We start from the raw sequence: 24020 nt of genomic DNA on the forward strand, positions 1-24020 counted from the left end.
ACATGTTCCCCCTGCGCCTGCGCGACGTCCGATTCCAGCCCAACGGCCGCACGGTCCTCGATGGCATCGAACTGGAACTCGGCGGTGAGGGCATAACGCTCGTGCTCGGCCCGAACGGTGCCGGCAAGAGCGTGCTGCTGCGCACGATCTGCGGTCTGCTCGAACCCACGGACGGGTACATCGACTGGGGCGGCGGCGCGCGCCCCCATCTCGGCGTGATGATGGTGTTCCAGCGTCCGATGATGCTGCGCGCCTCGGTGCTGGAAAACGTCGCCCTTGCGCTCAAGCCCCACGGCATCCCGCGCATCGAGCGCAGGCGCCGCGCTGCGCGCATGCTCGATCGCGTCGGCCTGTTGGCGCGCGCGTCCGACAGCGCGCGGTTGCTCTCTGGCGGCGAACAGCAGCGCCTGGCGCTCGCCCGCGCATGGGTGACCGCGCCGCGCCTGCTGCTGCTGGACGAACCCACGGCCAGCCTGGATCCATCCGCGACGGCCGAAGTCGAGCGCATCGTCCGCGAAATCCGTACCGACGGAACGCGCATCCTCATGACCACGCACAATCTCGGCCAGGCCACCCGCCTGGGCGATGATGTCGTGTTCATGAGCGCCGGACGGGTGCGCGAACACGCCTCGGTGCAGCGCTTCTTCTCTCGCCCCGCATCCGACGAAGCCCGCCTGTTCATCCAGGGCGAGCTACCGTGGCGGATGAACTTCTGAGCGGATCAGTCCCAGTACGGGACCGGCCCGATGCGCTCCGCCAGATAATCGACAAGTGTGCGCACGCGGTGCGGTACATAGCGCGTGCCGGGAAACACCGCGTAAATGTGCAACTCCGTTGTCGAGTATTCCGGCAGCAATACCTCCAGCAACCCGGCCCGCACCGCCTGCGAAGTCAGGAAGGTCGGCTCGCGCACCACGCCCAGCCCGCGGATCGCTGCATCGAGCAGGGCATCGCCGTTGTTGGCGCGGAAACGCCCCTTCACCGGCACCGATTGGGTCTCGCCGTTCACACTGAAGTTCCAGCCCAGGCTGGAACCCAGCGTGTAAGTCAGGCAGTGGTGCTGCAGCAACTCGTCGGGATGCTTCGGCCGACCGTGCCGATCCAGATAGTCGGGCGAGGCGACCACCGCCAGCGAACTCCGGCTGAGACGGCGGATCACCAGTGACGGATCGATCTGTTCGGAAATGCGCACGGCGAAATCCATGCCTTCCTCGATCAGATTCACGCGGCGGTCGCTGAACTCGACGTCCACGCTCACTTCCGGATAGGTGGTAATGAAGTCCGCGACCAAGGGCATCAGGTGGCGCACGCCGAAGCTCATCGGCACACTCGCGCGAATCTGTCCGCGTGGTGCCTGCTTCTCGCCTGCCAGGTCGCCCTCGGCCGCCTCGACCATCGCCAGGATTTCGCGGCACTTTTCCAGGTAGGCCGACCCGGACGAAGTCAGGCTCAGCCGCCGCGTGCTGCGGGCGAGCAACTTGGTGCCCAGGTGCGCCTCCAGCGCCGCGATCTGCCGCGTGATCGCCGAGCGGGCGACATTCAGCCGGTCCGCGACCGCGGTGAAGCTTCCCGCTTCCGCAACGCGAACAAACACTTCCATTGCCTGCAAGCGATCCATTGTTCTCCTCGGCGCAACAAAGAGTTTGCTTGGGTCCGCTATTTTAGAACCAATCAATCCCATAAAGTGCGCTCACACGTTCAGTACACACTCCAAGGACACCAACATGATTCTCGTAACCGGAGCAACCGGGCAGCTAGGCCTGCACATCGTGCAGCAGCTCGCCGTGCGCCTGCCGGAGGCGGGAGTCGGACAGCTCGCTGTCAGCGTCCGCAATCCCGAGCGTGCCGCGGCGCTCGCTGCACGTGGTATCGAGGTGCGCCGTGGCAACTTCGATGAGCCCGAAACCCTGCGGGCGACCTTTGCCGGCGCCTCGCGCCTCGTGATCGTCTCCACCGACGGCCCCAAGGCGCAACGCATCGCGCAGCACCGCAATGCAATCGAGACGGCGCACGCCGCCGGGGTTGAGCATATCCTCTACACCAGCTTTCTCGACGCCGACGCCGCATCCCCATCGGAGTTCGCGCAGGTGCATGCCGACAGCGAGGCCGCTCTTGCCGCGTCCGGCGTCGCTTACACCATTCTGCGCAACGGCATGTACGCAGACTTCCTGCCCATGACCTTTGCCGCCGCGCTCAATTGCGGCCTGCTGCAATTGCCAGCCGGGGAGGGCAGGGTGAGCTACCTGTCACGCAGCGAGCTTGCGGGGGCAATCGCTGCCGCCGCAGTCGCGCCGCGGCTCAAAAAGCGCATCTACGAACTTACCGGCCAGACCGCCCACGATTATCACGACCTTGCTGCGCGGGTCGGCGCCGCGACCGGCAAGGCGCTGCGTTACGAACCGGTGGACGAGGACTCCTACGCCTCCATGCTTGAAGGGGCCGGCATGCCTGTCTGGCTCGCCCGTTCCATGGCAAACATGTACACCGCAGTCGCTGCGAACCACATGTCGCGCACCACCAACGACTTCGCTGCCCTGGTCGGTCATCCGCCCAAGTCGATCGACTGCCTTATCGCAGAATTCTTCCGCGCAGTCTGAGCGCCGAAACCATAAAAACAGAAGCAGGGGGAAACGCAATGAATGCAAGCATCCAATACTCGAGACCGGCGGTGATCGTGCACTGGATGGTCGCCATCCTGGTGCTCGTCGCGCTGCCGCTCGGCTACTACATGACCGACCTGTCCCTGTCGCCGCGGAAGCTGCAGCTCATCTCGTGGCACAAATGGATCGGCTTCACCGTACTGCTGCTCTTCATTCCCCGCCTGTTCCTGCGCCTCACGCGCCCGGTGCCCGCGCCGGTCGACACCATGCCGGGCTGGCAACGCGCAGTCGCGTCGCTGACCCACGTCGTGCTCTACGTGCTGATCATCGCCGTGCCTGTCACCGGATGGCTGATGAGCTCCGCCAAAGGCTTCCCGGTCGTCTATCTGGGGCTCATCCCGCTGCCCGACCTCGTCGGAAAACACGAGGGCTTGGGCGACCTGCTCAAATCGGCCCACGAAGTCCTGACTTCCGGCCTGTTGATTCTCGTCGGCCTGCACATCGCCGCCGCACTCAAACATCACATCATCGACCGCGACGAAACGCTGGTGCGCATGGTGCCCCTGCTCAAACGCTGATCCGGACAATCAAAGGAACCCACACCATGAAAGCCCATAAAATCCTCGCTGCCGCCATCCTGTCGCTCGCGCTGCCCTTGGTGGGGGTGGGCGCACACGCCGCGCAACCCGCAGGTAGCTTCGATCAGGTGCAGACCGCCAAGAACCGGATCGATTTCGTCTTCAAGCAGATGAACGTGCCGGTCAAGGGCCACTTCACGAAGGCCAAGGTCGATCTCGTCTTCGATCCGGCCGCCCCCGCGAAATCGACCGTGCGTCTCGATCTCGACCTCGCCAGCATCGATGCCGGTTCCGCTGACGCGAACAGCGAGGTCGTCGGCAAGCCCTGGTTCGACATCAAGTCCTTCCCCACCGCGACCTTCGTGTCGTCGTCCGTGAAACCGATCGGCGGCGACCGCTACGAAATGACCGGCAAGCTCACGATCAAGGGCAAAACACGCGACGTGACGACGCCGGTAACCGTCACGCAGAACGGCAACACCGCTGCGTTCGACGGTGGCTTCACCCTCAAGCGGCTGGAGTTCGCCATCGGCGACGGCAGCTGGTCCGACACCTCGATCGTCGCCGACGAAGTCAAGGTCAGCTTCCACGTCGAAGCTGAACGCCGCGCTGCGAAATAAACCGCCTTGCATCAAGACCCACTTTCGTTCCGAACCAAACCTGAATTCAGGAGATTCAAGATGAAGCAACTCAAGCGCCTCGCCCTCGCGTCCATTCTCGCCGCCACCGTCGTCGCCCCCGCGATGGCCACCCCGGAGACCTTCGATATCGACGGCTCGCACACCTTCGCGCGTTTCGCCTACAGCCACTTCGGCTATTCGAGGCAGGAGAGCCGCTTCAACAAGACCACCGGCACGATCAAGCTCGACCGCGCCGCCAAGTCCGGCGCGGTCGACGTCACGATCGACGCCAAGTCGGTCGATACCGGCTTTGAAATGTTCAACGGCCACATTCAGGGCGAGGATTTCTTCCACACCGAGAAGTACCCGACGATCACCTTCAAGTCGACCAAGCTGAACTTCAGCGGCGACAAGCTCGCCTCGGTCGACGGCAATCTGACCATCAAGGGCATCACCAAGCCCGTGAAGCTCGAGGTCAGCTCCTTCCACTGCATGGAACACCCCATGCTCAAGAAGGAAGCCTGCGGCGCCAACGCCTCCGCCGTCGTCAAGCGTTCCGATTTCGGTGCCGGCAAGTTTGCCCCCCACGTCGGCGACGAAGTCACCCTCGAGATCGCCGTCGAGGCTGTCAAGCAGTAATCCGGCCGTTCCGTCTCCATTGATCCCGCCCCCTGGGGATCACTTTCGCCACCCCGTATTCCGGGGTGGTTTTTTATCCAACGCATGAGGAGTTGATGCATGTCGAGCGAAACCGCAAAGATCGCCCAGAAATCCCCCTACGCAGTCGACATCGAGGCCGGCAAGAGCTACTGGTGGTGTTCCTGTGGCAAGAGCGCCAAGCAGCCGTTCTGTGACGGCGCCCACCAGGGCAGCAGCTTCACCCCGGTCGAGTACAAGGCCGAGGAAAGCAAAACCGCCTACTTCTGCGGCTGTAAGCAGTCGGGCAACGGCGTGATGTGCGACGGCGCCCATCAGAAGCTGTAAATAGGTCTTCGTTCCGACGCGAGACCGCTCATTCGTGCGTCTCGTGATCGGGAACGATCAGCAATTCATTACTCGATGGGGAATTTCACCTGCCACGTCCCCCTTCTTGTGTGCAGTTGTAAAAACAGTCCGATTGGATCGAATGCCGGTGTGATAATCGCCCGATGAGCACGCACCGGCCAGCCGCCACTGCGGGACGCCCGCTCCCTTGAATCGGCAACCAGCGCAGATCGCGTGCTCCGTCTCCAACCTATCGGGCTGCAAACATGAGACGTTGCGCCGCGGCCGTTGCTGCATGTCTTCCCTTGCTCGCGCATGGCGCCTGGAGTGCTGGCGACTACAGGCTTAATGCAGCGCGCAGGGACGCGCATGCCGTTGAGCACTTCGGCGCCCAGCTCGTGCTCACCCCCGACGAGACCCACTTCCTGAAGGCGTGGCGTGTGTCGAGCTCCCCCCTCGAGTTGCCTTCCACCGCCACCGTCAGGCGCGGGTCGTCGGTCACGGCCATGTTCGTCTTCCAGGGATGTGCGAGGGATGAGACTGGGCGGTGTGATGTCGTTGCCGACCTTGCGCTCGAGGGGCCGGACGGCGGTTACATTCCAGCCGGCTCAATGTCACTGTGGTCCGCTGCGTCCTTCCCGGGGCGTCTCCATCTCGGCAATGGCAGCATGCAGGTCAGCTTCGATCTGAACGACCGTACGGGCCAGTACAAGGTGATCGCAACGGTCCGTGATCGCGTGTCCGGGCAATCGCTGGTCCTGCGTTCGGGTCTGCAAGTCCTCGAATAGCTGCCCGGGCATCGCCCCCGCCGGCATCGCCCCTATCTCAGGGTCTTCCCGCATCGGTATTGCCCGACGGCAACGTGGCGAATGCCGCCGTTGTTGCTTCCCGCAGCGACGACTGCCGGGGACACGGTCGGCAAGGCGCCGACCCGTCTGCTTCATGCGCATATCACGACATGCTGATTGATATGTGTCGCATATACATTAATTTAGCCGTCAGTAATATGCGCGAGGCGGGAAAATACGAATCCTGTATAAAAAAGCGCCAGTGTGTCAAGGCGTTGTGTTGCAAAGAGGCAATTGTGTCTTTTTGTACGCTCGTATCGAACACCCTTTCAAAATTTGGGGGTATATTCCACCAGCAAAATATCCGGAGAGCGTCGTTCCGACGCCCACGGGTATTTGGATGTGCATATATCGAAAGGAGAATCAGCGTGAAGGCACGAATTCTTGCGAGCATGATCCTGGTCGGACTGACGGCAACCCTCGCGACCCCGGCTGCAATGGCCGTGGACGCCGATGCAGCCAAGGCCACCGCCAAGCGCAATGACTGCTTCAAGTGCCATGCGGTCGACAAGACCAAGAAGGGCCCGTCCTACAAGAAGATTGCCGCCAAGTTCAAGGACAAGGCGGACGCAGAGCAGAAGATGGTCGAGCAGATCACCAAGGAACATAAGGTGAAACTCGAGGACGGCACCGAGGAAACGCACAAGGTGATCGATACCAGCGACAAGGCCGAGATCAAGAATCTTGTCGACTGGATCCGCGCTCAGTAACGCGGCAAGAGATCCGGCGCGCATCGCTCTGGCGCGCGCCACTCATCAGCAAATCAGGGGGTTTATATGAAATCGCTAGGAAAAGCGTTGCGCACCTGCGCATTCGCGGTCCTCGCCGGCAGCCTGTTCCCGGCGCTGACTGCGACCGCTGCCGAGAAGGAAGCGCCCAAGGACATCGTCCTCACCGGCGACGCCAAGTGTACGACCTGTCACGACGAAAACGATTCGCCCGAGGCGCTGCGCATCGGCAAGACGAAGCACGGCACTGTCGCCGACAAGCGCACCCCGGGATGTACCAACTGCCACGGCGAGAGCGAGAAGCACGTCAAGGAAGCCGGTCGCGGCAGCGGTCCGACCCCGCCCGTGGACGTCGGTTTCACGAAGAAGAACAAGACGACTTCGGCCGAGGCCCAGAACGCCTCCTGTCTGAGCTGCCACCAGGGCAGCACCCGCATTTTCTGGCAGAACAGCACGCATGCTCGCCGCGACGTGACCTGTGTTTCCTGTCACACGATCCACGACGGCCACGACAAGGTTCGCGAGGCCAAGTCGCAGCCCGAAGTGTGTTCGAACTGCCACAAAGAGCAGCGCGCCCAGTTCGCTCGTCCCTCGCACCATCCGGTGCCGGAAGGCCAGATGAGCTGTTCGTCCTGCCACAACGTGCACGGCGACAACCCGTCGCAGCTCCAGAAGTCCAGCGTGAACGACACCTGCTACTCCTGCCACATGGAGAAACGCGGCCCGTTCGTGCATAACCATCAGCCGGTTTCCGAGGACTGCGCGATCTGCCACAACCCGCATGGCACCAACGTCGCCAACCTGCTGAAGGCGCGGGCGCCGTACCTGTGCCAGGAATGCCATAGCCACGATAGCCATCCGAGCCAACTGGCTGGCCTTCCGACCGGAAGGACCGCCAGCACGGATCTGCTGGGAACCGTTGGCCGTGGTTGCCTGAATTGCCATACGAACATCCATGGCGGCAACAGCACCGTGAACAGTGCCACTGCCGGACGCTTCCGTCGCTGACCGGTCCGAGGGAGATTGACATGAAAACTATCACTACGACATTCAGGCTGACTGCGGTGGCGGCAGCCCTGATCGCAGCATACGGATCCGCCTCCGCGCAAGACGACGAGATCAAGCAGCTCACCGAGCCGGACAGCTCCATCTCGGTCGGGGCCGGTTATTGGTCGAACGACCGTCAGCAGCAGGGCGTCTTCGACGGTATGCGTGACGACCATGGCTATGCGCTGATCGATGCCGACGTCGTCAAGCGCGACGACGCCACTGGCACCTGGTTCAAGTTCAAGGGTGACAGTCTCGGACTGGAGAGTCGCAAGATCTCGGTTGAAGTGCAGCAGCAGGGCAACATGGGCGGATTCGTGAGCTATTCACGCATCCCGCGTGAGAGTCCGCTTGAGATCCGCTCGGGAATCCGCGGCGTGGGATCCGAACGCATGACCATCAGCGGCGCTGGCGCCAGTGCGCTGCCCTTCCATGACGTCGATCTGGCCACGTACCGTGATCTTATCCATGTCGGGTTCAGCAAGAACCTGCTCAAGGACGTCGACCTCAAGCTCAGCTTCAAGAACGAGGAAAAGAACGGCAGCCGTCATTGGGGCATGGGCAGCCAGCCGTTGTTCATTGCCGAGCCTATCGACAGCACCACGCAGCAACTCGATGTGACGCTCGAATACAGTGGCGAGAAGTTGCAGGTTGCCGGCGGCTATGCGGGAAGTTGGTACCGTAATCAGAACGACATGGCCTTCGCGCTGGTGAACGGCGCAGCCCAGCCAGGATCGACGAGCTCGCCCAATCCGGCGCCGCTGTCACTGCCGCTCGACAACGAGGCGCATCAGTTCTTCCTGAATGCAGGTTACTCGTTTACGCCTTCGACGCGCGGAACGCTCAAGGTTTCACGCAGTGTGGCAACGCAGGACGAGACCATCCCGAGCATTGGCCTGGCCGCTCCTAACAATGCGTTCGTTGGCGCTCCGAGCAAACTCGATGGCGAGATCGTGACCTCGCTCGTAGAGCTGGGACTTAGTTCTCGACCGACCAGCAAGTTGTCGCTGAACGCGAACCTGCGCTACCACGATGTCGATGACAATACGCCCCTGTTCGGATTCGTAGGCAACAATACGACGCGTGCAGTGACGGTGCATAACACGCCGCACTCGTATGAGACGAAATCGGGGAAGGTCGAGGCTTCGTACCTGTTGCCGGAACGTTTCAAGCTGATCGGCGGAGTCGAGTTCAAGGATCAGGATCGGTCGGCGCCGAAGTTCGTGGACGAACGTTACGTGCCGTTCGCGGAGAGCATAGAGGAAACGACGTATCGCCTGCAGTTGCGGCGCTCCATGTCGGAAACGCTCAACGGCTCGATCGCATTCCTGCACAGCAGCCGCGATGGTTCCGCGCGCGTCTCGCCGCATGATCCTGAAATCTTTGACGCGATCAATCCGTTGCATATCGCCGACCGTACGCGCAACAAGTGGCGGCTGTCGCTTGATTGGGCTCCGGTCGAGGCCTTCAGCATGCAGTTCAACGTCGAGGACTCGCACGACGACTATCAGCGGGAGAATGATCGACCTTTCGGCCTGAAGGATGGCCGCGCGACGCTGGTGTCGATCGATGCGCGGTATGCCTTCTCCGACAATTGGCAAGTGACCGGCTGGGCCTCGCATGATGTGACGCGGGCCAAGCAGCTTGCCGGTCGGTGGGCGAGAGATTCTGACGAGTTCAGTGACATCAATCTCGTGAAGGACGCGGATCTCAAGGACACCGGCAATTCCGTCGGTCTCGGGTTGCGTGGCGCCTTGACTCCGAAGCTCAAGATCGGTGCCGACCTGGAGTGGACTCGCACGGAAAGTTCGTATGACGAAGACACCACCGTCACTGGGACACTGCCGGTCTTCCCGACGTCCTCTGGAGTGACCGGCCGTCGTCTGCCGGACATCGAAAATAGGCTCACCCGTCTGTCGATGTTCGCGCGCTACGCCATCCGGAAGAACGCCGACGTCCAGCTCGATCTGATCCATGAGCGCTGGAAGACCGACGACTGGAGCTGGAGCTTTGCCGACGGGTCGAACTTCACCTACGGCACGACGACCGACGGTACCACCGTTTCGATCAAGCCGAAGCAGACGGCCAACTTCATTGGTGCACGCTACATCTACAAGTTCCAGTAACAGGTTCACGTAGAAGACGTAGCCCGGAACGGGGCGGCGCGAGCCGCCCCGTTTGTATTTGAGGTCAGGGCAGGAAAAGCGCGGTCCGTTGCAGTCTGACCTGAGCGGGGGCGCTCCGGCAGCAATACGTGTATGCCCGGAACCGGCTCCGAACGACTGGCGTGGGGGTTACTGGCCCGCGAACCAGTGGCCAGATTTGCCGCCCAGCTTCTCCATCAGCTGGATGCCATCCATGCGCATGCCCCGATCGACGGCCTTGCACATGTCGTAAATGGTTAGCAGCGCCACGTTGACGGCGGTGAGCGCTTCCATTTCCACACCCGTCCGGCCGACCGTTTCAGCCGTGACGCTGCAGTCGATGCGGTTTTGCGCCTCGTCGAGTTCGAACTCGACGGCAACGCGGGTGAGCGCGATCGGGTGGCACAGGGGGATCAGGTCGCTGGTGCGCTTCGATGCCTGAATTGCCGCGATGCGCGCAATGCCGAGGACGTCGCCCTTTTTCGCACTACCGGACTTGACCATCGCGAAGGTCTCCGGCTTCATGCTGATTGAGCCGTGGGCGACGGCGACGCGGCGGGTTTCGCTCTTGTCGCCAACGTCTACCATGTGGGCTTGGCCTTGCGCGTCGAAGTGGGTGAGGGCGGAAGCTTTCTGCTCGGTCATGGCTCGGTGTGCGCGTTGTCGTACAGTGCGATACATTCCGCGCTGAACGGTTGGTGGTGGGCCGGTATCATAGCATCCGATGATCAGACGAATTCTTATCCTGCTCTTGTGCGCCGCCCTCGTGCCGCCGGTGAATGCGGCCGGTCTGCCCGACCTCGGCGACGTGGGTGCCTCGGAACTCTCGCCGCTGGCGGAACGCAAGCTCGGCGAATCGATCATGCGTGAGATCCGTTGGCGCGAAGCGAGCTACCTCGACGATCCCGAAGTCGAGGATTACATCAATCGCATCGGGCGACGAGTTGTCGCCGCGAGTGCAGCCCCGCAGCAGGACTTCGAGTTCTTCATCGTGCGCGACGGTACGCTGAACGCCTTCGCGATGCCGGGTGGCTTCATTGGTGTGCACACGGGCCTGATCGTTACCGCCGAGTCCGAGTCGGAATTGGCCTCGGTGCTCGGTCACGAGGTGGCACACGTGACGCAGCGCCATATCGCGCAGATGTTCGGCAAGCAGAGCCAGACCAGCATGGTCATGCTTGCTTCGTTGCTGGTCGCGGTGCTCGCGGCGCGCGGGGATGGGCAGCTCAGCCAGGCAGCGATCGCGGCGGGGCAGGCCGGCGCGCTGCAGGCCCAGCTCGGATACACGCGTGATTTCGAACGCGAGGCCGACCGCTTGGGTCTGCAGGCGCTCGAAGGGGCCGGTTTCGACGTGCGCGGCATGCCGAGCTTTTTCGAGCGCTTGCAGCGTTCGAGCCGCCTGTACGAGAACAATGCGCCGAGCTATTTGCGTACGCACCCGCTGACTCAGGAACGGATTTCCGATATGGGGAACCGGGTCGCGCAGTTGCGTTACCGACAGGTTCCGGATTCCCCTGATTTTGGTTTCGTGCGTGCGAAGCTGCGTGTCGGAGCGGTGCCGCCGATCGATGTGGTGCGTGAATTCGAGGCGCAGCTCGCGAAGAGCGGCGGCGATGTCGCGTTGCGTTACGGCTACGCGCGCGCGCTGCTGGCGGCGGGGCGTCTCGACGACGCCGGCAAGCAGGTCGAGGTGTTGCAGAGGGATGGTCCACAATCGTCCTTCGTGGACATGCTCGCTGCGGAGTTGCGGCTCGCGCAGCGCGACGCGGCGGGGGCGGTGCAGATCCTCGAGAGGATGCAGAAGCGCTTCCCGGACAGTCAGGCCGCGCGGTACGCGCTTATGGACGCCATGATCCAGGCTGGACGTGCACGTGATGCGGGCGTAATGGCACGGACAGCCGTGCAGAGCCGCAAGGAAGATCCGCGCCTGTGGGCCTTCCTGGCGCGCGCGGAAGCGGAGCAGGGACACCGTGCGGCCCAGCATCGCGCGCAGGCGGAGGTGTACGTGCTGCGCGGGGCGGTTCCAGCAGCGATCGAGCAGCTGGAGCTTGCGCGCCGGGCGGGGGATGGCAATTTCTATGAGCTGTCCGCGGCTGATGCGCGCCTGCGAGAACTGAAGGAACAGGAACGCGAACGTCGGCGCGAGGAGCGCAATAACGGCCGTTCGGAGTGATCTCAGGGCTGCAATCAAACTCGACCGTTCGCGCTGAACCCTTCGATATTGCTCAGGGCGGGCTTGTCGAAGGGTATGGGCAGGGCTTCGACAGGCTCAGCCCGAACGGTATTGGGGCGCTGGGTCAATTGCCACGGCAATTCCGATTCCGGCGGCGGGCGCGGTTATGGCCGTGGGGTAGAATTGCGGCAACTGTCAGTGAGGGTTACGCGTAATGGAGTTTCAGAAGGAAGTCGATGCTCGCGGGCTGACCTGCCCGTTGCCGATTCTGCGCGCCAAGAAGGCGCTCGCCGAGATGAGCGCCGGACAAGTGCTGAGGGTGTTGGCGACCGATCCGGGCTCGGTGAAGGATTTCCAGGCGTTCGCCAGGCAGACCGGGAATGAGCTGATGCAGCAAGGCGAGATGGCGGACAAGGCGTTCGAGTTTTACCTGAAGCGCAAGTAAGGAAGAGCTCGTGCCCTGCATTGTGGGGCGCGGACGCGAAATAGAAAGGGGCCGCCCGGTGATCGGGCGGCCCCTTTGTTTTCGGCGTGAGCCGATCAGTGGCGATTGAGTTTTTCGAGCTGCGGCCGCAGTTTTTCCAAGGTCGCGACGAAGGCGTCGAGACGATCGCGTTCCTGCTGCACGACTGCGGCAGGGGCGCGTTCGACGAAGCTGGCGTTGCCGAGCTTGCCTTTTGCCTTGCCGATTTCGCCCTCGAGACGGGCGATTTCCTTGGTGACACGCTCGCGTTCGGCGGCGATGTCGATCTCGACGCGCAGCATGAGTTTGAAGGCGCCGGACACGGACACGGGGGCGAGTTCGTCGGCACCGATGTCTTCGACGACCTCGACGCCCGACAGGCGCGCAAGGCCAGCGAGATAGGCAGCGTAGAGGTTCAGTGCGGCGGCGTCGCCCGCGGCGACCAGCGGCATGCGTTGGGCGGGTGAGATGCCCATCTCGCTGCGCAGGTTGCGGCAGGTGCCGACGATGGCCTTCAGCTCCGCGATCTTCGCCTCGGCGGCTTCATCGAGGCGGCCGAGGTCCGCTTCGGGGTAGCGCGCGAGCATGACGCTATCGGCGTCCTTGCGGCCGGCGAGCGGGGCGACGGTCTGCCACAGCTCCTCGGTGATGAAGGGGATCAGCGGGTGGGCGAGGCGCAGCACGGTCTCGAGCACGCGCAGCAGGGTGCGGCGGGTGGCGCGCTGCTGCGCTTCGCTGCCGTTCTGGATCTGCACCTTGGCGAGCTCCAGATACCAGTCGCAGTATTCGTCCCACATGAACTCGTACACGGCCTTGGCGACCAGGTCGAAGCGGTAGTCCTTGAAATGCTGCGCGATGTCGGCTTCGGTGCGCTGCAGGCGCGACACGATCCAGCGGTCGGCAAAGGAGAAGTCGAGCTTGTCGGCGTTGCAGGCGGCGCTGCCGGAAACGGCGTCGATGCCGCAGTCGTGGCCTTCGCAGTTCATCAGCACGAAGCGGGTGGCGTTCCACAGCTTGTTGCAGAAGTTGCGGTAGCCTTCGCAGCGCGACAGGTCGAACTTGATGTCCCGGCCGGGCGTCGCGAGTGACGCGAAGGTGAAGCGCAGCGCGTCGGTGCCGAAGGCGGCGATGCCTTCGGGGAATTCCTTGCGCGTCTTCTTCTCGATGCTCTGCGCCTGCTTCGGGTTCATGAGGCCGAAAGTGCGCTTCTTGACGAGGCCGTCGACGGAAATGCCGTCGATGAGGTCGATCGGGTCGAGGACATTGCCCTTCGACTTCGACATCTTCTGGCCTTCGGCGTCGCGGATCAGACCGTGCACGTAGACGTCGCGGAACGGGATCTTGCCGGTGATGTGCTTGGTCATCATGACCATGCGGGCGACCCAGAAGAAGATGATGTCGAAGCCCGTGACGAGGACCGACGACGGCAGGTAGAGGTCGAGCGCATCGTTCGATTTGGCCGGCCATTCGGGCGTCCAGTCGAGCGTCGAGAAGGGCCACAGGGCGGACGAGTACCAGGTGTCGAGCACGTCCTCGTCGCGGCGCAGCTTGCCGGTGAAGCCGTCCTTGGCGGCGAGCGCTTTCGCTTCGTCCTCGCTGTGCGCGACCCACACGCGGGCGTCGCCCTCGACGTCGGCGTACCAGGCCGGGATCTGGTGGCCCCACCACAGCTGGCGGGAGATGCACCAGTCCTGGATGTTGTTGAGCCACTGGTTGTAGGTGTTGACCCAGTTTTCCGGGTAGAAGCGGATCTCGCCCGAGGCGACGCATTCGAGCGCCTTTTCGGTGATGCTCTTGCCGTCCGCGCCGGGTTTGCTCATCGCGACGAACCACTGATCGGTGAGCATCGGCTCGATGACTGCGCTGGTGCGGTCGCCGCGCGGGACCATGAGCTTGTGCGGTTTGACCGCGGCGAGCAGGCCGAGGGCTTCGAGGTCCTGCACGATCTGCTCGCGCGCGACGAAGCGGTCGAGGCCGCGGTACTTCTCGGGGGCGTCGTCGCTGACGTGTGCGTCGAGCCGCAGGATGCTGATCATCGGCAGCTTGTGGCGCAGGCCGACGGCATAGTCGTTGAAGTCGTGCGCGGGCGTGACCTTGACGCAACCGGTGCCGAATTCGCGGTCGACGTATTCGTCGGCGATGATCGGGATCTCGCGGTCGCACAGCGGCAGCGTGACGGTCTTGCCGATCAGGTGGGCGTAGCGTTCGTCCTCGGGGTGCACCATCACCGCGACGTCGCCGAGCATGGTTTCGGGACGGGTGGTCGCGACGGTGAGGCCGGGCAGGCCTTCGATCGGGCCGTCAGAGAAGGGGTAGGTGATGTGCCACAGGAAGCCGTCTTCCTCTTCGGACACCACTTCGAGGTCGGACACGGCGGTGCCCAGCTTGGGGTCCCAGTTGACGAGGCGCTTGCCGCGGTAGATCAGGCCTTCGTTGTAGAGGCGGACGAAGGTTTCGGTGACGATCTTGGAGAGGCCCGCGTCCATCGTGAAGCGCTCGCGCTTCCAGTCGGGCGAGGTGCCCATGCGGCGCATCTGGCGGGTGATGGTGCCGCCGGAATATTCCTTCCATTCCCACACCTTCTCGAGGAACTTCTCGCGGCCGAGGTCGTGGCGCGAGATGCCCTTGGCGTCGAGCTGGCGTTCGACGACGATCTGCGTTGCGATGCCGGCGTGGTCGGTGCCCGGCTGCCACAGCGTGTTGAAGCCGCGCATGCGGTGATAGCGGGTGAGCGCATCCATGATGGTCTGGTTGAAGCCATGACCCATGTGCAGCGTGCCGGTGACATTCGGCGGCGGCAGCAGGATGCAGAAGGCGTCGGGGTTGGACTTGTCCAGTCCGGCGTCGAAGTGACCGCGCGACTCCCATTCCGGATACCAGCGGGCTTCGATGTCCGCGGGCTCAAAACTCTTGGCCAGTTCCATGGTGTGCTCAGGGGCTGAAGGCAAAGGGCGGATTATAGCGGATGGAGACCGCCTGCCTTGCCGCGGGAGCGTTTGTGGCGCTCAGGCCTGGTCCGGAGGGAGGACGTCGGTGTTCTTCTCGAGGTGGCGGGAGATGTGCGCGGACAGTTCCGGCAGCAGGGTCGCGCGCAGATGGGCGAGGGCCTGCTCGCGGATGCTGGCGCCCAGCCGGTCGAGTTCGCGCGCGACGATCTGCGGCAGTTCGGCGTGGAACCAGGCTTCGACGGCGCGTGAGACTTCAGTGTCGAGGCTGATGAGCTGTTCGGCGAGTTCGCTGGCGGAGCGTTTCGTCTGTGGAGGCCGGGGCGAAGCGAGCTCAGCGGACAGGTCTTCCGGGGCGACCACTTCGGTCAGGACGGGCAGGTCCTCGTCGTCCAGCGAGACGACCTCTTCCGGGGCCGGCGGCTGGGGGTCCGGGACGCGGTGCCGCTTGAGCAAGGCGTCGGCCTTGCCGAGAAGGAGGTCAGCGGCCTTGAGGTCGTCGTCGGGTTCGAGACGTGGCGGCAGCGGCCAGGTGCTCATAGGGCCTCCCTGCGGATCGCGTCGAAGGCCTGCAGGGGCAGGTCCTGTTGCTTGTAGTGCATCCAGCGCGCCCGCGCGGGGAGTTTCTGCGCTTCGTTCTGGCCTATGATCTCGATCAGCATGCGGAAGCGTTCATAGCCCGGCGGGACATCGTCGGCGAGGTTGAAGAGGATCTCGGTGTGCGGCCACTCGTTCGGCGCTTCCGCATGACCGATGACGACCGGCGTTTCGCCCGCGAGCGGGGAGCCCGCCATCACGTGCGGAACGAAGGACTGCTGCTCGAAGCTCCACAGCAGCTGGTCGAGCTGGCGGGCGGACGTCGCATCCTGCGTACGCAGCGCGACCTTGCGGCCGCTGCCGTAGGCCCGCGCGGCGAGCTCGCAGGCGAGCGCCAGCGGGTTCTCTGCGTTGTGGTAGAACTGCACCCGCGGTGCCATGGCGGCCACTTCCGCGCTCAGGCCTTGGCGTCCTGGCTGCGCGCGATCAGGAACTCGGCGAGCAGGGGGACAGGGCGGCCGGTCGCGCCCTTGGCGTCGCCCGACAGCCAGGCGGTGCCGGCGATGTCGAGGTGGGCCCACTTGTACGCCTTGGTGAAGCGCGCGAGGAAGCAGGCCGCGGTGATGGTGCCGCCGTAGCGCCCGCCGATGTTGGCCATGTCGGCGAAATTGCTCTTCAGCAGCTCCTGGTATTCGTCCCACAGGGGCAGTTGCCACACGCGGTCGCCGGAGACGGTGCCGCAGTCGGTGAGTTCGCGTGCGAGTTCGTCGTCGTTGGCGAGCAGGCCGCTAGGAATCTTGCCCAGGGCGACCACGCAGGCGCCGGTCAGGGTGGCGATGTCGACGACGCAGGCCGGCTTGAAGCGCTCGGCGTAGGTGAGCGCGTCGCACAGGATCAGGCGGCCTTCAGCGTCAGTATTGAGGATCTCGATGGTCTGGCCGCTCATCGAAGTGACGACGTCTCCGGGCTTGGTCGCGCCGCCACCGGGCATGTTCTCGGTGGTCGGGACGATGCCGACGACGTTGATCGGCAGCGCCATGCGTGCGAGCGCCTTGAACGTGCCGAGCACGCTTGCCGCGCCGCACATGTCGAACTTCATCTCGTCCATTTCGGCGCCGGGCTTGAGCGAGATGCCGCCGGTGTCAAAGGTGATGCCCTTGCCGACGAGCACGACAGGCTTGTCCTTGGCCTTGCCGCCCTTGTAGTGCAGGACGATGAACTTGGGCGGTTGGTGCGAGCCGCGCGCGACCGAGAGCAGGGAGCCCATGCCGAGCTTTTCCATGTCGTCGCGTTCGAGCACCTCGACCTTGAGCTTGAATTGTTTGCCCAGTTCGACCGCCGTTTCGGCGAGGTGGGTCGGCGTGCAGAAATTGCCCGGCAGGTTGCCGAGGTCCTTCGCCAGCGCCATGCCATCGGCGATGGCATGGCCGCGCGTGATGGCTGCCTCCATGGCGGCGGAAATCTTGCTGCGCGTCGCGAGCACGACCTTGCGTGCGCCGCGCGGTTTGTCGTCCTTCTTCTTCGACTTGGTGACGTCGTAGCGGTAGGTGCCGTCGGCCAGGATGCGCGCGAGTTGCTGCAGCGCCCATTCGAGGTCGCGTCCGGGAGGTGCGACATCGGCGAGGCAGACCGCTGCGTCGTGTGCGGGCGAGGCGGCGAGCGCCCTGGCGACGGCGCCGACGGCATCGCGCCAGGCGCGATCCGCGAGCTCGTCCTGCTTGCCGAGGCTGACGACGAGTACGCGCTCGGCGGCGCAGCCGGGGAGTTCATGCAGCGCGAGCAGCGCGCCCGCCTTCTCGTCGAGATCGCCGCGGGCGACCAGGGCGGCAAGCTTGCCTTTGGATGCCTTGTCGAGAGCGGCTGCGGCGTCGGTGAGCGTGCCGCCGGCAAATGCTCCGACGACCAGGCAGCCGGTCTTGAGCTTTTCCGGGGCTCCGGTCTTTATGGTAAATTCCATGCCCTGTTCCTTTATTAGACGCGTCGTTCGGATTGCCGCCGATTATGGCCCGTTCGCGGCAAACGCGTCAAAAACCCCGCACTCCAACGAGATCCAGGTTTTCGCGCGATGATTTTCAGCCGCGCCCTCCGGCGTGAATTCTCCCAGTCGGCAGCCGGTGTGTTCGTCGCCCTGTTTGCGATCGTCATCACCGTCGTGCTGGTGCGCCTGCTTGGGCAGGCGGCCGGCGGCCGTGTACCCCCGGATGCAGTGCTCGCGTTGATCGGCTTCGGCGCCCTGACCGAACTGCCCATCGTGCTGTCGCTGACCGTGTTCATTTCGGTGCTGATGCCGCTGTCGCGCTCGTACCGCGATTCGGAAATGGTGGTGTGGTTTGCCTCCGGCGTGCCGCTGACGGGTTTCATCCGGCCGGTGCTGCGCTTCGCGCTGCCGCTTGTCGTCGGAATTGCAGCAGCAACGCTGTTCCTGTCGCCTTGGGCGCATACGAAGAACGCCGAGTTCCAGGCGCGGCTCGATTCGCGCGACGACGCGTCGCGCGTGGCGCCCGGGGTGTTCCGCGAGTCGGCGACGACGCAACGGGTGTTTTTCGTCGAGATGGGGGCGGGCGAGAACGGCAAGGTGCGCAACGTGTTCGTCAGCTCGGAGCAGAACGGGCGCTTGAGCGTCATCGTGTCGGCCGAGGGTTCCCTGCATACGGATGCGAACGGCGACCGTTTCGTCGTGCTCGAAAAGGGGCGACGCTACGAGGGTGAGCCGGGCACGCCCCAGTATCGCGTGATGGAATTCGAGCGTTACTCGGTGCTGATCGAGGAACGCAAGGTGGCGAGCCAGTCGTCGCGCACCCGCCTGATCCCGACGCTGGAGTTGCTGAAGTCGCCGACGGACCGCAACCTGGGTGAGCTGCTCGGGCGCATCGGGGTGCCCGTCGCCGCGCTGCTGCTGGCGCTGATGGCGATACCGCTGTCCTTCGTGAATCCGCGTGCGGGGCGGGCGAACAACCTGCTTTTCGCGATCCTGACCTATCTCGTGTATAGCAACGCGATCAGCATCTTCCAGTCCTGGGTCGGCCAGGGGCGGCTGCGTTTCGAATTCGCCGTCTGGCTGCCGCATGTTGTCGTGCTCGCGGTGCTCGCGCTGATGTTCTACCGGCGCCTTGCCGTGTCGCCGTTCTGGAGGGCGCGCGCATGATGAAGGTGCTGGGGCGCTACCTCGCGCGCGAGGTCGTGGGGGCGACCTTCACGGTGCTACTCGCCTTCCTCGGGCTGTTCGCGTTCTTCGATTTCCTCAACGAACTCGATTCGGTCGGGAAGGGCGGGTACGAGCTGCATCATGCCCTGCTGTACGTGGCGATGATCCTGCCCGGCCGGGTGTATGAGCTGCTGCCGATCGCGGTGTTGATCGGGACCCTGTATTCGCTCACGACCCTCGCGCGCCATTCGGAGATCACCGTGATGCGCGCATCGGGGATGTCGACGCTGAAGATGTTGCGCGTGCTCGCGGCGATCGGTTCGATCTTTGTCGTGGCGACCTTCGTCTTCGGCGAATACATCGCGCCGCCGGCCGAGCGGGCTGCGCAGCAGTGGCGCCTGACCGCGACCAATTCGACAGTTTCGAGCCAGCTGAAGTCCGGCCTGTGGGTGAAGGACGGCCCGCGCTTCGTTAATGTGCGGACCATGCAGCCCGACCGCAGCATGGAGAACGTGCGGATCTTCGAGTTCGACGAGCGGCACGCGCTGGTTTCCGTGACGGACGCGGCGACGGGGCGATATTTTGCCGACGAGGGCAGCTGGCGCCTGAACGGCATCCGGCAGACACGCTTCCCCGGCGGTCGCACCGAGGTCGTAGATCTGCCGGAAATGGACTGGAAATCGGAGCTGACGCCCGAGGTCCTGAGCGTGCTGATGGTGCTGCCGGAGCGGATGTCGGTGGCGACGCTGGTGGCTTACGTGAACCACTTGCGCGAGAATCAACAGAACGCGGACCGCTACGAGATCGCGTTGTGGAAGAAGCTGATCTATCCGTTCGCCGTGCTGGTGATGATGGCGCTGGCGCTGCCTTTCGCGATGACCCACGATCGCATGGGTGGGGTGAGCGTGAAGGTCTTCCTCGGAGTGATGCTGGGGGTGGGCTTCCACCTCCTTAACGGACTGTTCTCCAACCTCGGCGTGATCAACAGCTGGCCTCCGGTCCTCGCGGCATCGACGCCGAGCCTGCTGTTCCTGCTGGCGGCCGCGGGGCTGCTGTTCTGGGTCGAACGGCGCTGATCCAGCGCGCCGACGGGAGATTCGTATCGCCGCCATTGCGCGGCGGCGCGTCCTACCAGCCGTTCTCCACGGCGATCTGCGCCGGCGCGGCAAGCCGGCTCAGGCGGCAGCCTTTGGCGATCAGTGCGCGATGCGTGTCACGCACCATGTCGGGACTGCCGCATACCATCAGGCGCGAGTATTCCGGATTGATCCGTAGCCCCAAGCGCGCTTCCAGCGAGCCATCGTCCAGAAGTGCCGGGATCCGCCCGGCGAGCGCAGTCGGCGAATCGTCGCGGCTCAGGACCGCCTGATAGGCGAGGCGCCCGCCGACATCGGCCCACAGCGGATGCCGTCGCAGGGCGTCGATTTCCTCCCGGTACGCGAGTTCGGCGGATTCGCGCACGCCATGCACGAGGACCAGGCGCTCGAAGCGGCGCCAGGTGTCCTCGTCCTGAAGGATGGACAGGAAGGGGGCGAGGCCGGTGCCGGTTGCGAGCATCCACAGGTCGCGGCCGTCGGCGAAACGGCTGGTCGTGAGGAAGCCGTAGGCTGCGCGTTCGATCATGATCTCGTCGCCCGGTTCGAGCGCGTCGAGCTGCGGCGTGAATTGGCCACCCGGAACGATGATGGAGTAGAACTCGAGATGCTCGTCCCAGGGGGCGGACGCAATCGAATACGCGCGCCACACGGGGCTGCCGTTCGGCTTGCGCAGGCCAAGCCGGGCGAACTGCCCGGGGACGAAGCGATACGCCGGGTCGCGGGTGAGGCGAAAGGAGAGATGACGGGGCGTCCAGCGGCGTCTCTCGATCAGACGTGCGGTTCCGAGTTTTTCGTCGATTGCGAGCATGGATTTCCTCCGTGAGCACCGGTGGCGCTGGCGGCGGGGGCCGCCTTCGCTGATCCGTATATGCCGCGAACGTCGCGCCGTTCAACCGGCAGACATGTTGCCGAGCGCATGGTGCGACGCGAGGCGAACGACGTACCCGATCTTGAAGAAGGCCGCGGAGATCGGGAGGACGAGGTGGCCGGTGATCTGCATGCCCATGCCGAATCGTTCCGCAAACGGATAGGCGACGAGGGTGGCGGCGATCATTCCGATGACGGAAAGAACCATCGTTGCGCGTCCGAGCGCAAGGGTGCGGCGGGCGTTGAGATGGGTAGGGCGCATCGCTGTTCCTCCTGGGGCAAGAAATGGCGTGCGGCAGGCGGGTAAGACCGGGTGCCGGGGTTAAAGAAGAATATAAAAGGAATCTTTAAAAAGAGTCAACAAAGATGAATCTTTTGCCCGCGTTGCGTATAATGTCTTTCGTTGTGTGGCCCGAAGGCCGCAGCAGGAACGTTCATGCATCTGACCCAGCACACCGATTACGCGCTGCGCGTATTGATCTATCTCGCCGCGAACGCGGATCGCCTCGTCACGATTGCCGAGGTGTCCGAGCGCTTCGATATCTCGCGCAGCCACTTGATGAAGATCGCGAACCATCTGGTGCGGGATGGGTTCGTGGAAGGATTGCGGGGCAAGGGCGGCGGCTTGCGGCTCGCCCATGCACCCGAGGCCATCAATATCGGTGCGGTCGTGCGCAACATGGAGCGCGGTATGGCGCTCGTTGAATGCTTCGGGACTGGCAGCCAGTGCCTGTTGACGCCGGATTGCCGGCTGAAGGGGGTGCTGGGCCGTGCGCTGGAGGCCTTCCTGCAGACGCTGGATGGGGTGACGCTTGCCGAGCTGATCGACAAGCCGCAGCGTGAGGTGCTGCACGTGCTGCGGCGTGGCACGTGAGCGGGGCGTCGTCCTGGCTGCGCGGCTTCGTGCCCGCAGCCCACGCGGTGAGCCGGCGCGAACGGGCGGCCGGCGTGGCGGGAGCGCTGCTGGGTTTGTTCCTCAGCGAGTGGATCGGGCGCATGGCGCTCGGGCAGTCGAGCCCCTGGTTCATCGCGCCCATGGGGGCGTCGGCGGTGCTGCTGTTCGCGGTGCCGTCGAGTCCGCTGGCGCAGCCGTGGTCCATCGTCGGGGGCAATTTGCTCGCGGCGCTGATCGGCGTGACTTGCGCGAAGCTGGTCGCGCATCCGGGCCTCGCGGGAGCCTTGGCGGTGGCGCTGACGATCGCCGTGATGTTTCCGCTGCGTTGCCTGCATCCGCCCGGGGGCGCAGTCGCGCTGACCTGCGTGCTCGGCGGGCCGGCGGTGAGCGAACTCGGCTACGGATTCGCCTTATGGCCGGTGGGCATCGATTCGCTGTGCCTGCTCCTGATCGCGTTGGCATTCAATCTTGCAGTGGGGCGTCGATATCCGCACCGGCACGTGGAGGCCGCCCATCCGCATCGGACGGCCGACCCCTTGCCGAGCGCCCGTGTCGGTGTGACCGCAGAGGACCTCAATGCGGTGCTTGAGGCGCGCGGCGAGTGGGTGGATATCAGCAGCGACGACCTGGAGGAGATTATCGTGGCCGCCGAGGCAAGGGCATATCGCCGTCGCCTGGGGACGGTCCGCTGTGGCGACATCATGGCGACCGACGTCGTGACGGTTGGCCCGGATGCGCCACTCTCGGAGGCGTGGAGGTTGCTTGCGCGCCATCGTGTGAAGGCGCTTCCCGTCGTTGCTTCGGACGGCCGTCTGGCGGGCATCGTCACGCTGCATGATTTCTTCGTGCAGGGCGATGGCGTGCCGCGATCGCTCGTCCGCGAGGGGGTAGAGCGACGTGGCAGGGTGCGCGATGTGATGGCGGCGCGTGTGGTGACGGCCCGGCCGGAGCAGGCGATCGACGAGCTGGTGGGCCTCTTTTCGGATGCCGGCCTGCATCACCTGCCGGTGGTCAGCGTGGCTGGCAAGGTGATCGGGATGGTGACGCAATCCGACCTGGTCGCCGCGCTGGCACGCATGCGGCTGGACGAGCCGGCCGCGAATGCGCCCTTGCGCGAACGGGCGGACCTCGGCTGGAAGATGTCGGCCTGAGGTGCTGTGGCGGACTGCTGCGGGCCGGATGGTCAGGCTGCCGGGGTGAGGGCGGGCGGCTGCGTTATGGGCTGAAGCGCGCGCAGTTGCCAGGCGCACAGCAGGGCCAGGGCGGCGCACAGGGCGAGGGCGACCGTGACGCCGGTCCACGCGGCGTATTCCCACGCCAGGCCTGAGAGCGTGCCGATGAGGCTGGCGCCGAGGTAATAGCTGCACAGGTACAGCGCCGTTGCGAGGGCGCGCCGCTCGCCCGATCGACGTCCGACCCAGCCGCTCGCCGTGGTGTGGGCACCGAAGTACCCGAAGGTGAAGACGGCCACGCCAGCGATGATGGCTGCGAGGTGGCCGACATGGGCGATCGCGAGCCCCGTGCCGCAGATGATGATCATGATCCACAACAGGGCGCGGCGGCCGATGCGGTCGACCAGGCGTCCGGTCCATGCGGAAGACAGCGTTCCGACCATGTACAGCAGGAAGACGGCGCCGATGGCGGTCTGGCCCAGGGAGAAGGGCGCTGCGTGGAGGCGGAAACCGAGGTAATTGTAGATACTGGTGAAGACGCCCATCATCAGGAAGGCGATGGCGAAGAGGCGGCGCAGTCCGGCGTCGGCAAGCAACGTGGCAATGTCGCCGAGCACCCGCGCAGGCCGGGCGCCCCGTGCGCGGAAGTGGTGGGACAGCGGCAGGCAGCGCCAGAAGACCAAGGTTGCGACGAGCCCGAGCGCGCCGAGTGCTGCCGCGGCGATGCGCCATGAGCTCATGTCCGTGAGGCCGGCGACGAGGAAGCGCCCGCTCATGCCGCCCAGGGCGTTGCCGGCGATGTAGAGGCCCATTGCGCGACCCTGGGCGCTGGGTGCGATTTCCTCGCCGAGCCAGGCCATCGCCGAGGCGGGGAGGCCGGCGAGGACCGCTCCCATCAGCATCCGCAGCACCAGGAGTTGGGTGAAGTCTGCCGCGAAGGCGGTCGCAAATGCGATTACGGTCGCAAGTGCCAGGGATGCCTTCATCAGGCGCTGTCGGCCGTAGCGGTCGGACAGCACGCTGGCGGGCAGGAGCATCAGTGCCAGGGCGGCGGTGCCCAGCGACACGGACAGGCTGGCGCTTGTCGGTGCGACGCCGAAGTCGGCGGCGAGGCGTGGGAGGATGGGTTGCGTGGCATACAGCAACGCAAAGGTTGCGAACCCGCCGAGGAACATCG

At 64.5% G+C, this 24020-nt stretch carries 25 protein-coding genes; 16 read left to right on the top strand and 9 right to left on the bottom strand.

Features of this window, described 5'->3' with window-relative positions; translation table 11 throughout:
* The first annotated feature begins 2 nt into the window (after nt 1-2).
* The gene (locus ToN1_RS20445; RefSeq protein ID WP_210147877.1) at nt 3-716 is read left to right on the top strand and encodes an ABC transporter ATP-binding protein; all 714 of its coding nucleotides are present in this window, start codon (nt 3-5) and stop codon (nt 714-716) included.
* 5 nt (nt 717-721) lie between these two features.
* Here ToN1_RS20445 and ToN1_RS20450 read toward each other — a convergent pair whose 3' ends face one another.
* Nucleotides 722-1618 (bottom strand): LysR family transcriptional regulator, encoded by an 897-nt coding sequence (locus ToN1_RS20450; RefSeq protein ID WP_169206493.1) that lies wholly within the window; start codon nt 1616-1618, stop codon nt 722-724.
* A gap of 106 nt (nt 1619-1724) precedes the next feature.
* Between ToN1_RS20450 and ToN1_RS20455 the strand changes: the two genes are divergently transcribed.
* From ToN1_RS20455 to ToN1_RS20495, 9 genes are all read left to right on the top strand, one after another.
* Nucleotides 1725-2597, top strand: coding sequence for an SDR family oxidoreductase (locus ToN1_RS20455; RefSeq protein ID WP_169206492.1), 873 nt, complete (start codon nt 1725-1727; stop codon nt 2595-2597).
* Between the two features lie 38 nt (nt 2598-2635).
* Entirely contained in the window at nt 2636-3178 is a 543-nt protein-coding gene (locus ToN1_RS20460) for a cytochrome b (RefSeq protein ID WP_169206491.1), read from the top strand.
* 26 nt (nt 3179-3204) lie between these two features.
* Nucleotides 3205-3798, top strand: a complete 594-nt coding sequence (locus ToN1_RS20465; RefSeq protein WP_169206490.1) for a YceI family protein — start codon at nt 3205-3207, stop codon at nt 3796-3798.
* A gap of 60 nt (nt 3799-3858) precedes the next feature.
* Nucleotides 3859-4437: a YceI family protein gene (locus ToN1_RS20470; RefSeq protein ID WP_169206489.1), complete on the top strand. Its 579-nt coding sequence runs from the start codon at nt 3859-3861 to the stop codon at nt 4435-4437.
* A 99-nt stretch (nt 4438-4536) separates the two neighbouring features.
* Nucleotides 4537-4782: a CDGSH iron-sulfur domain-containing protein gene (locus ToN1_RS20475; RefSeq protein ID WP_169206488.1), complete on the top strand. Its 246-nt coding sequence runs from the start codon at nt 4537-4539 to the stop codon at nt 4780-4782.
* A gap of 266 nt (nt 4783-5048) precedes the next feature.
* Entirely contained in the window at nt 5049-5570 is a 522-nt protein-coding gene (locus ToN1_RS20480; protein WP_169206487.1) for a hypothetical protein, read from the top strand.
* A gap of 428 nt (nt 5571-5998) precedes the next feature.
* Nucleotides 5999-6340, top strand: a complete 342-nt coding sequence (locus tag ToN1_RS20485; protein ID WP_244860843.1) for a c-type cytochrome — start codon at nt 5999-6001, stop codon at nt 6338-6340.
* A gap of 87 nt (nt 6341-6427) precedes the next feature.
* Entirely contained in the window at nt 6428-7366 is a 939-nt protein-coding gene (locus ToN1_RS20490; protein ID WP_342344160.1) for a DmsE family decaheme c-type cytochrome, read from the top strand.
* Nucleotides 7367-7386: 20 nt separating this feature from the next.
* Complete coding sequence (locus ToN1_RS20495) at nt 7387-9531, top strand: MtrB/PioB family decaheme-associated outer membrane protein (protein ID WP_169206485.1); 2145 nt, start codon at nt 7387-7389, stop codon at nt 9529-9531.
* Between the two features lie 168 nt (nt 9532-9699).
* Here the strand turns inward: ToN1_RS20495 and moaC are convergent, their stop codons facing one another.
* Entirely contained in the window at nt 9700-10194 is a 495-nt protein-coding gene (gene moaC, locus ToN1_RS20500) for a cyclic pyranopterin monophosphate synthase MoaC (protein ID WP_169206484.1), read from the bottom strand.
* Nucleotides 10195-10273: 79 nt separating this feature from the next.
* Between moaC and ToN1_RS20505 the strand changes: the two genes are divergently transcribed.
* Together ToN1_RS20505 and ToN1_RS20510 are read left to right on the top strand one after the other, a co-directional pair.
* A complete protein-coding gene (locus ToN1_RS20505; RefSeq protein ID WP_169206483.1) occupies nt 10274-11722 on the top strand; it encodes a beta-barrel assembly-enhancing protease in 1449 nt (482 codons plus the stop codon).
* Between the two features lie 214 nt (nt 11723-11936).
* Nucleotides 11937-12167 carry a sulfurtransferase TusA family protein gene (locus tag ToN1_RS20510; protein WP_169206482.1) on the top strand — a complete coding sequence of 77 codons (231 nt, stop codon included), beginning with the start codon at nt 11937-11939 and terminating at the stop codon, nt 12165-12167.
* Nucleotides 12168-12262: 95 nt separating this feature from the next.
* Here ToN1_RS20510 and ToN1_RS20515 read toward each other — a convergent pair whose 3' ends face one another.
* The 4 genes from ToN1_RS20515 to ToN1_RS20530 form a co-directional block, all read right to left on the bottom strand.
* Nucleotides 12263-15109, bottom strand: coding sequence for a valine--tRNA ligase (locus tag ToN1_RS20515; protein WP_169206481.1), 2847 nt, complete (start codon nt 15107-15109; stop codon nt 12263-12265).
* An 81-nt stretch (nt 15110-15190) separates the two neighbouring features.
* Nucleotides 15191-15670: a hypothetical protein gene (locus ToN1_RS20520; protein ID WP_169206480.1), complete on the bottom strand. Its 480-nt coding sequence runs from the start codon at nt 15668-15670 to the stop codon at nt 15191-15193.
* Nucleotides 15667-16107, bottom strand: a complete 441-nt coding sequence (locus tag ToN1_RS20525; RefSeq protein WP_169206479.1) for a DNA polymerase III subunit chi — start codon at nt 16105-16107, stop codon at nt 15667-15669. The genes ToN1_RS20520 and ToN1_RS20525 overlap by 4 nt, the downstream gene beginning before the upstream one ends.
* A 17-nt stretch (nt 16108-16124) precedes the next feature.
* Nucleotides 16125-17624, bottom strand: coding sequence for a leucyl aminopeptidase (locus tag ToN1_RS20530; protein WP_169206478.1), 1500 nt, complete (start codon nt 17622-17624; stop codon nt 16125-16127).
* Nucleotides 17625-17732: 108 nt separating this feature from the next.
* On the opposite strand from ToN1_RS20530, the gene lptF reads away from it, so the two are divergent.
* Both lptF and lptG read left to right on the top strand, forming a co-directional pair.
* The gene (gene lptF / locus ToN1_RS20535; protein ID WP_169206477.1) at nt 17733-18812 is read left to right on the top strand and encodes an LPS export ABC transporter permease LptF; all 1080 of its coding nucleotides are present in this window, start codon (nt 17733-17735) and stop codon (nt 18810-18812) included.
* Entirely contained in the window at nt 18809-19888 is a 1080-nt protein-coding gene (lptG, locus tag ToN1_RS20540) for an LPS export ABC transporter permease LptG (protein ID WP_169206476.1), read from the top strand. Before lptF ends, lptG begins: the two co-directional genes overlap by 4 nt.
* 52 nt (nt 19889-19940) lie before the next feature.
* Here lptG and ToN1_RS20545 read toward each other — a convergent pair whose 3' ends face one another.
* Both ToN1_RS20545 and ToN1_RS20550 read right to left on the bottom strand, forming a co-directional pair.
* Complete coding sequence (locus ToN1_RS20545; protein WP_169206475.1) at nt 19941-20717, bottom strand: ferredoxin--NADP reductase; 777 nt, start codon at nt 20715-20717, stop codon at nt 19941-19943.
* 81 nt (nt 20718-20798) lie between these two features.
* The gene (locus ToN1_RS20550; RefSeq protein ID WP_169206474.1) at nt 20799-21038 is read right to left on the bottom strand and encodes a hypothetical protein; all 240 of its coding nucleotides are present in this window, start codon (nt 21036-21038) and stop codon (nt 20799-20801) included.
* Between the two features lie 174 nt (nt 21039-21212).
* On the opposite strand from ToN1_RS20550, the gene ToN1_RS20555 reads away from it, so the two are divergent.
* Both ToN1_RS20555 and ToN1_RS20560 read left to right on the top strand, forming a co-directional pair.
* Nucleotides 21213-21650 carry an RrF2 family transcriptional regulator gene (locus ToN1_RS20555; RefSeq protein ID WP_169206473.1) on the top strand — a complete coding sequence of 146 codons (438 nt, stop codon included), beginning with the start codon at nt 21213-21215 and terminating at the stop codon, nt 21648-21650.
* Nucleotides 21647-22822, top strand: a complete 1176-nt coding sequence (locus tag ToN1_RS20560; RefSeq protein WP_169206472.1) for an HPP family protein — start codon at nt 21647-21649, stop codon at nt 22820-22822. The genes ToN1_RS20555 and ToN1_RS20560 overlap by 4 nt, the downstream gene beginning before the upstream one ends.
* Nucleotides 22823-22854: 32 nt before the next feature.
* Here ToN1_RS20560 and ToN1_RS20565 read toward each other — a convergent pair whose 3' ends face one another.
* Nucleotides 22855-24018 (bottom strand): MFS transporter, encoded by a 1164-nt coding sequence (locus tag ToN1_RS20565; protein ID WP_169206507.1) that lies wholly within the window; start codon nt 24016-24018, stop codon nt 22855-22857.
* Between the last annotated feature and the right edge of the window lie 2 nt (nt 24019-24020).

Origin of the sequence: Aromatoleum petrolei (assembly GCF_017894385.1) — a bacterium.
Classification (GTDB): Bacteria; Pseudomonadota; Gammaproteobacteria; order Burkholderiales; family Rhodocyclaceae; genus Aromatoleum; species Aromatoleum petrolei.

What these genes read in the sequence shown, in the direction of transcription:
- ToN1_RS20445 (WP_210147877.1), top strand. Translation starts at nt 3, where the DNA reads ATGTTCCCCCTGCGCCTGCGCGACGTCCGATTCCAGCCCAACGGCCGC.
- ToN1_RS20450 (WP_169206493.1), bottom strand. Translation starts at nt 1,618, where the DNA reads ATGGATCGCTTGCAGGCAATGGAAGTGTTTGTTCGCGTTGCGGAAGCG.
- ToN1_RS20455 (WP_169206492.1), top strand. Translation starts at nt 1,725, where the DNA reads ATGATTCTCGTAACCGGAGCAACCGGGCAGCTAGGCCTGCACATCGTG.
- ToN1_RS20460 (WP_169206491.1), top strand. Translation starts at nt 2,636, where the DNA reads ATGAATGCAAGCATCCAATACTCGAGACCGGCGGTGATCGTGCACTGG.
- ToN1_RS20465 (WP_169206490.1), top strand. Translation starts at nt 3,205, where the DNA reads ATGAAAGCCCATAAAATCCTCGCTGCCGCCATCCTGTCGCTCGCGCTG.
- ToN1_RS20470 (WP_169206489.1), top strand. Translation starts at nt 3,859, where the DNA reads ATGAAGCAACTCAAGCGCCTCGCCCTCGCGTCCATTCTCGCCGCCACC.
- ToN1_RS20475 (WP_169206488.1), top strand. Translation starts at nt 4,537, where the DNA reads ATGTCGAGCGAAACCGCAAAGATCGCCCAGAAATCCCCCTACGCAGTC.
- ToN1_RS20480 (WP_169206487.1), top strand. Translation starts at nt 5,049, where the DNA reads ATGAGACGTTGCGCCGCGGCCGTTGCTGCATGTCTTCCCTTGCTCGCG.
- ToN1_RS20495 (WP_169206485.1), top strand. Translation starts at nt 7,387, where the DNA reads ATGAAAACTATCACTACGACATTCAGGCTGACTGCGGTGGCGGCAGCC.
- moaC (WP_169206484.1), bottom strand. Translation starts at nt 10,194, where the DNA reads ATGACCGAGCAGAAAGCTTCCGCCCTCACCCACTTCGACGCGCAAGGC.
- ToN1_RS20505 (WP_169206483.1), top strand. Translation starts at nt 10,274, where the DNA reads ATGATCAGACGAATTCTTATCCTGCTCTTGTGCGCCGCCCTCGTGCCG.
- ToN1_RS20510 (WP_169206482.1), top strand. Translation starts at nt 11,937, where the DNA reads ATGGAGTTTCAGAAGGAAGTCGATGCTCGCGGGCTGACCTGCCCGTTG.
- ToN1_RS20515 (WP_169206481.1), bottom strand. Translation starts at nt 15,109, where the DNA reads ATGGAACTGGCCAAGAGTTTTGAGCCCGCGGACATCGAAGCCCGCTGG.
- ToN1_RS20520 (WP_169206480.1), bottom strand. Translation starts at nt 15,670, where the DNA reads ATGAGCACCTGGCCGCTGCCGCCACGTCTCGAACCCGACGACGACCTC.
- ToN1_RS20525 (WP_169206479.1), bottom strand. Translation starts at nt 16,107, where the DNA reads ATGGCACCGCGGGTGCAGTTCTACCACAACGCAGAGAACCCGCTGGCG.
- ToN1_RS20530 (WP_169206478.1), bottom strand. Translation starts at nt 17,624, where the DNA reads ATGGAATTTACCATAAAGACCGGAGCCCCGGAAAAGCTCAAGACCGGC.
- lptF (WP_169206477.1), top strand. Translation starts at nt 17,733, where the DNA reads ATGATTTTCAGCCGCGCCCTCCGGCGTGAATTCTCCCAGTCGGCAGCC.
- lptG (WP_169206476.1), top strand. Translation starts at nt 18,809, where the DNA reads ATGATGAAGGTGCTGGGGCGCTACCTCGCGCGCGAGGTCGTGGGGGCG.
- ToN1_RS20545 (WP_169206475.1), bottom strand. Translation starts at nt 20,717, where the DNA reads ATGCTCGCAATCGACGAAAAACTCGGAACCGCACGTCTGATCGAGAGA.
- ToN1_RS20550 (WP_169206474.1), bottom strand. Translation starts at nt 21,038, where the DNA reads ATGCGCCCTACCCATCTCAACGCCCGCCGCACCCTTGCGCTCGGACGC.
- ToN1_RS20555 (WP_169206473.1), top strand. Translation starts at nt 21,213, where the DNA reads ATGCATCTGACCCAGCACACCGATTACGCGCTGCGCGTATTGATCTAT.
- ToN1_RS20565 (WP_169206507.1), bottom strand. Translation starts at nt 24,018, where the DNA reads ATGTTCCTCGGCGGGTTCGCAACCTTTGCGTTGCTGTATGCCACGCAA.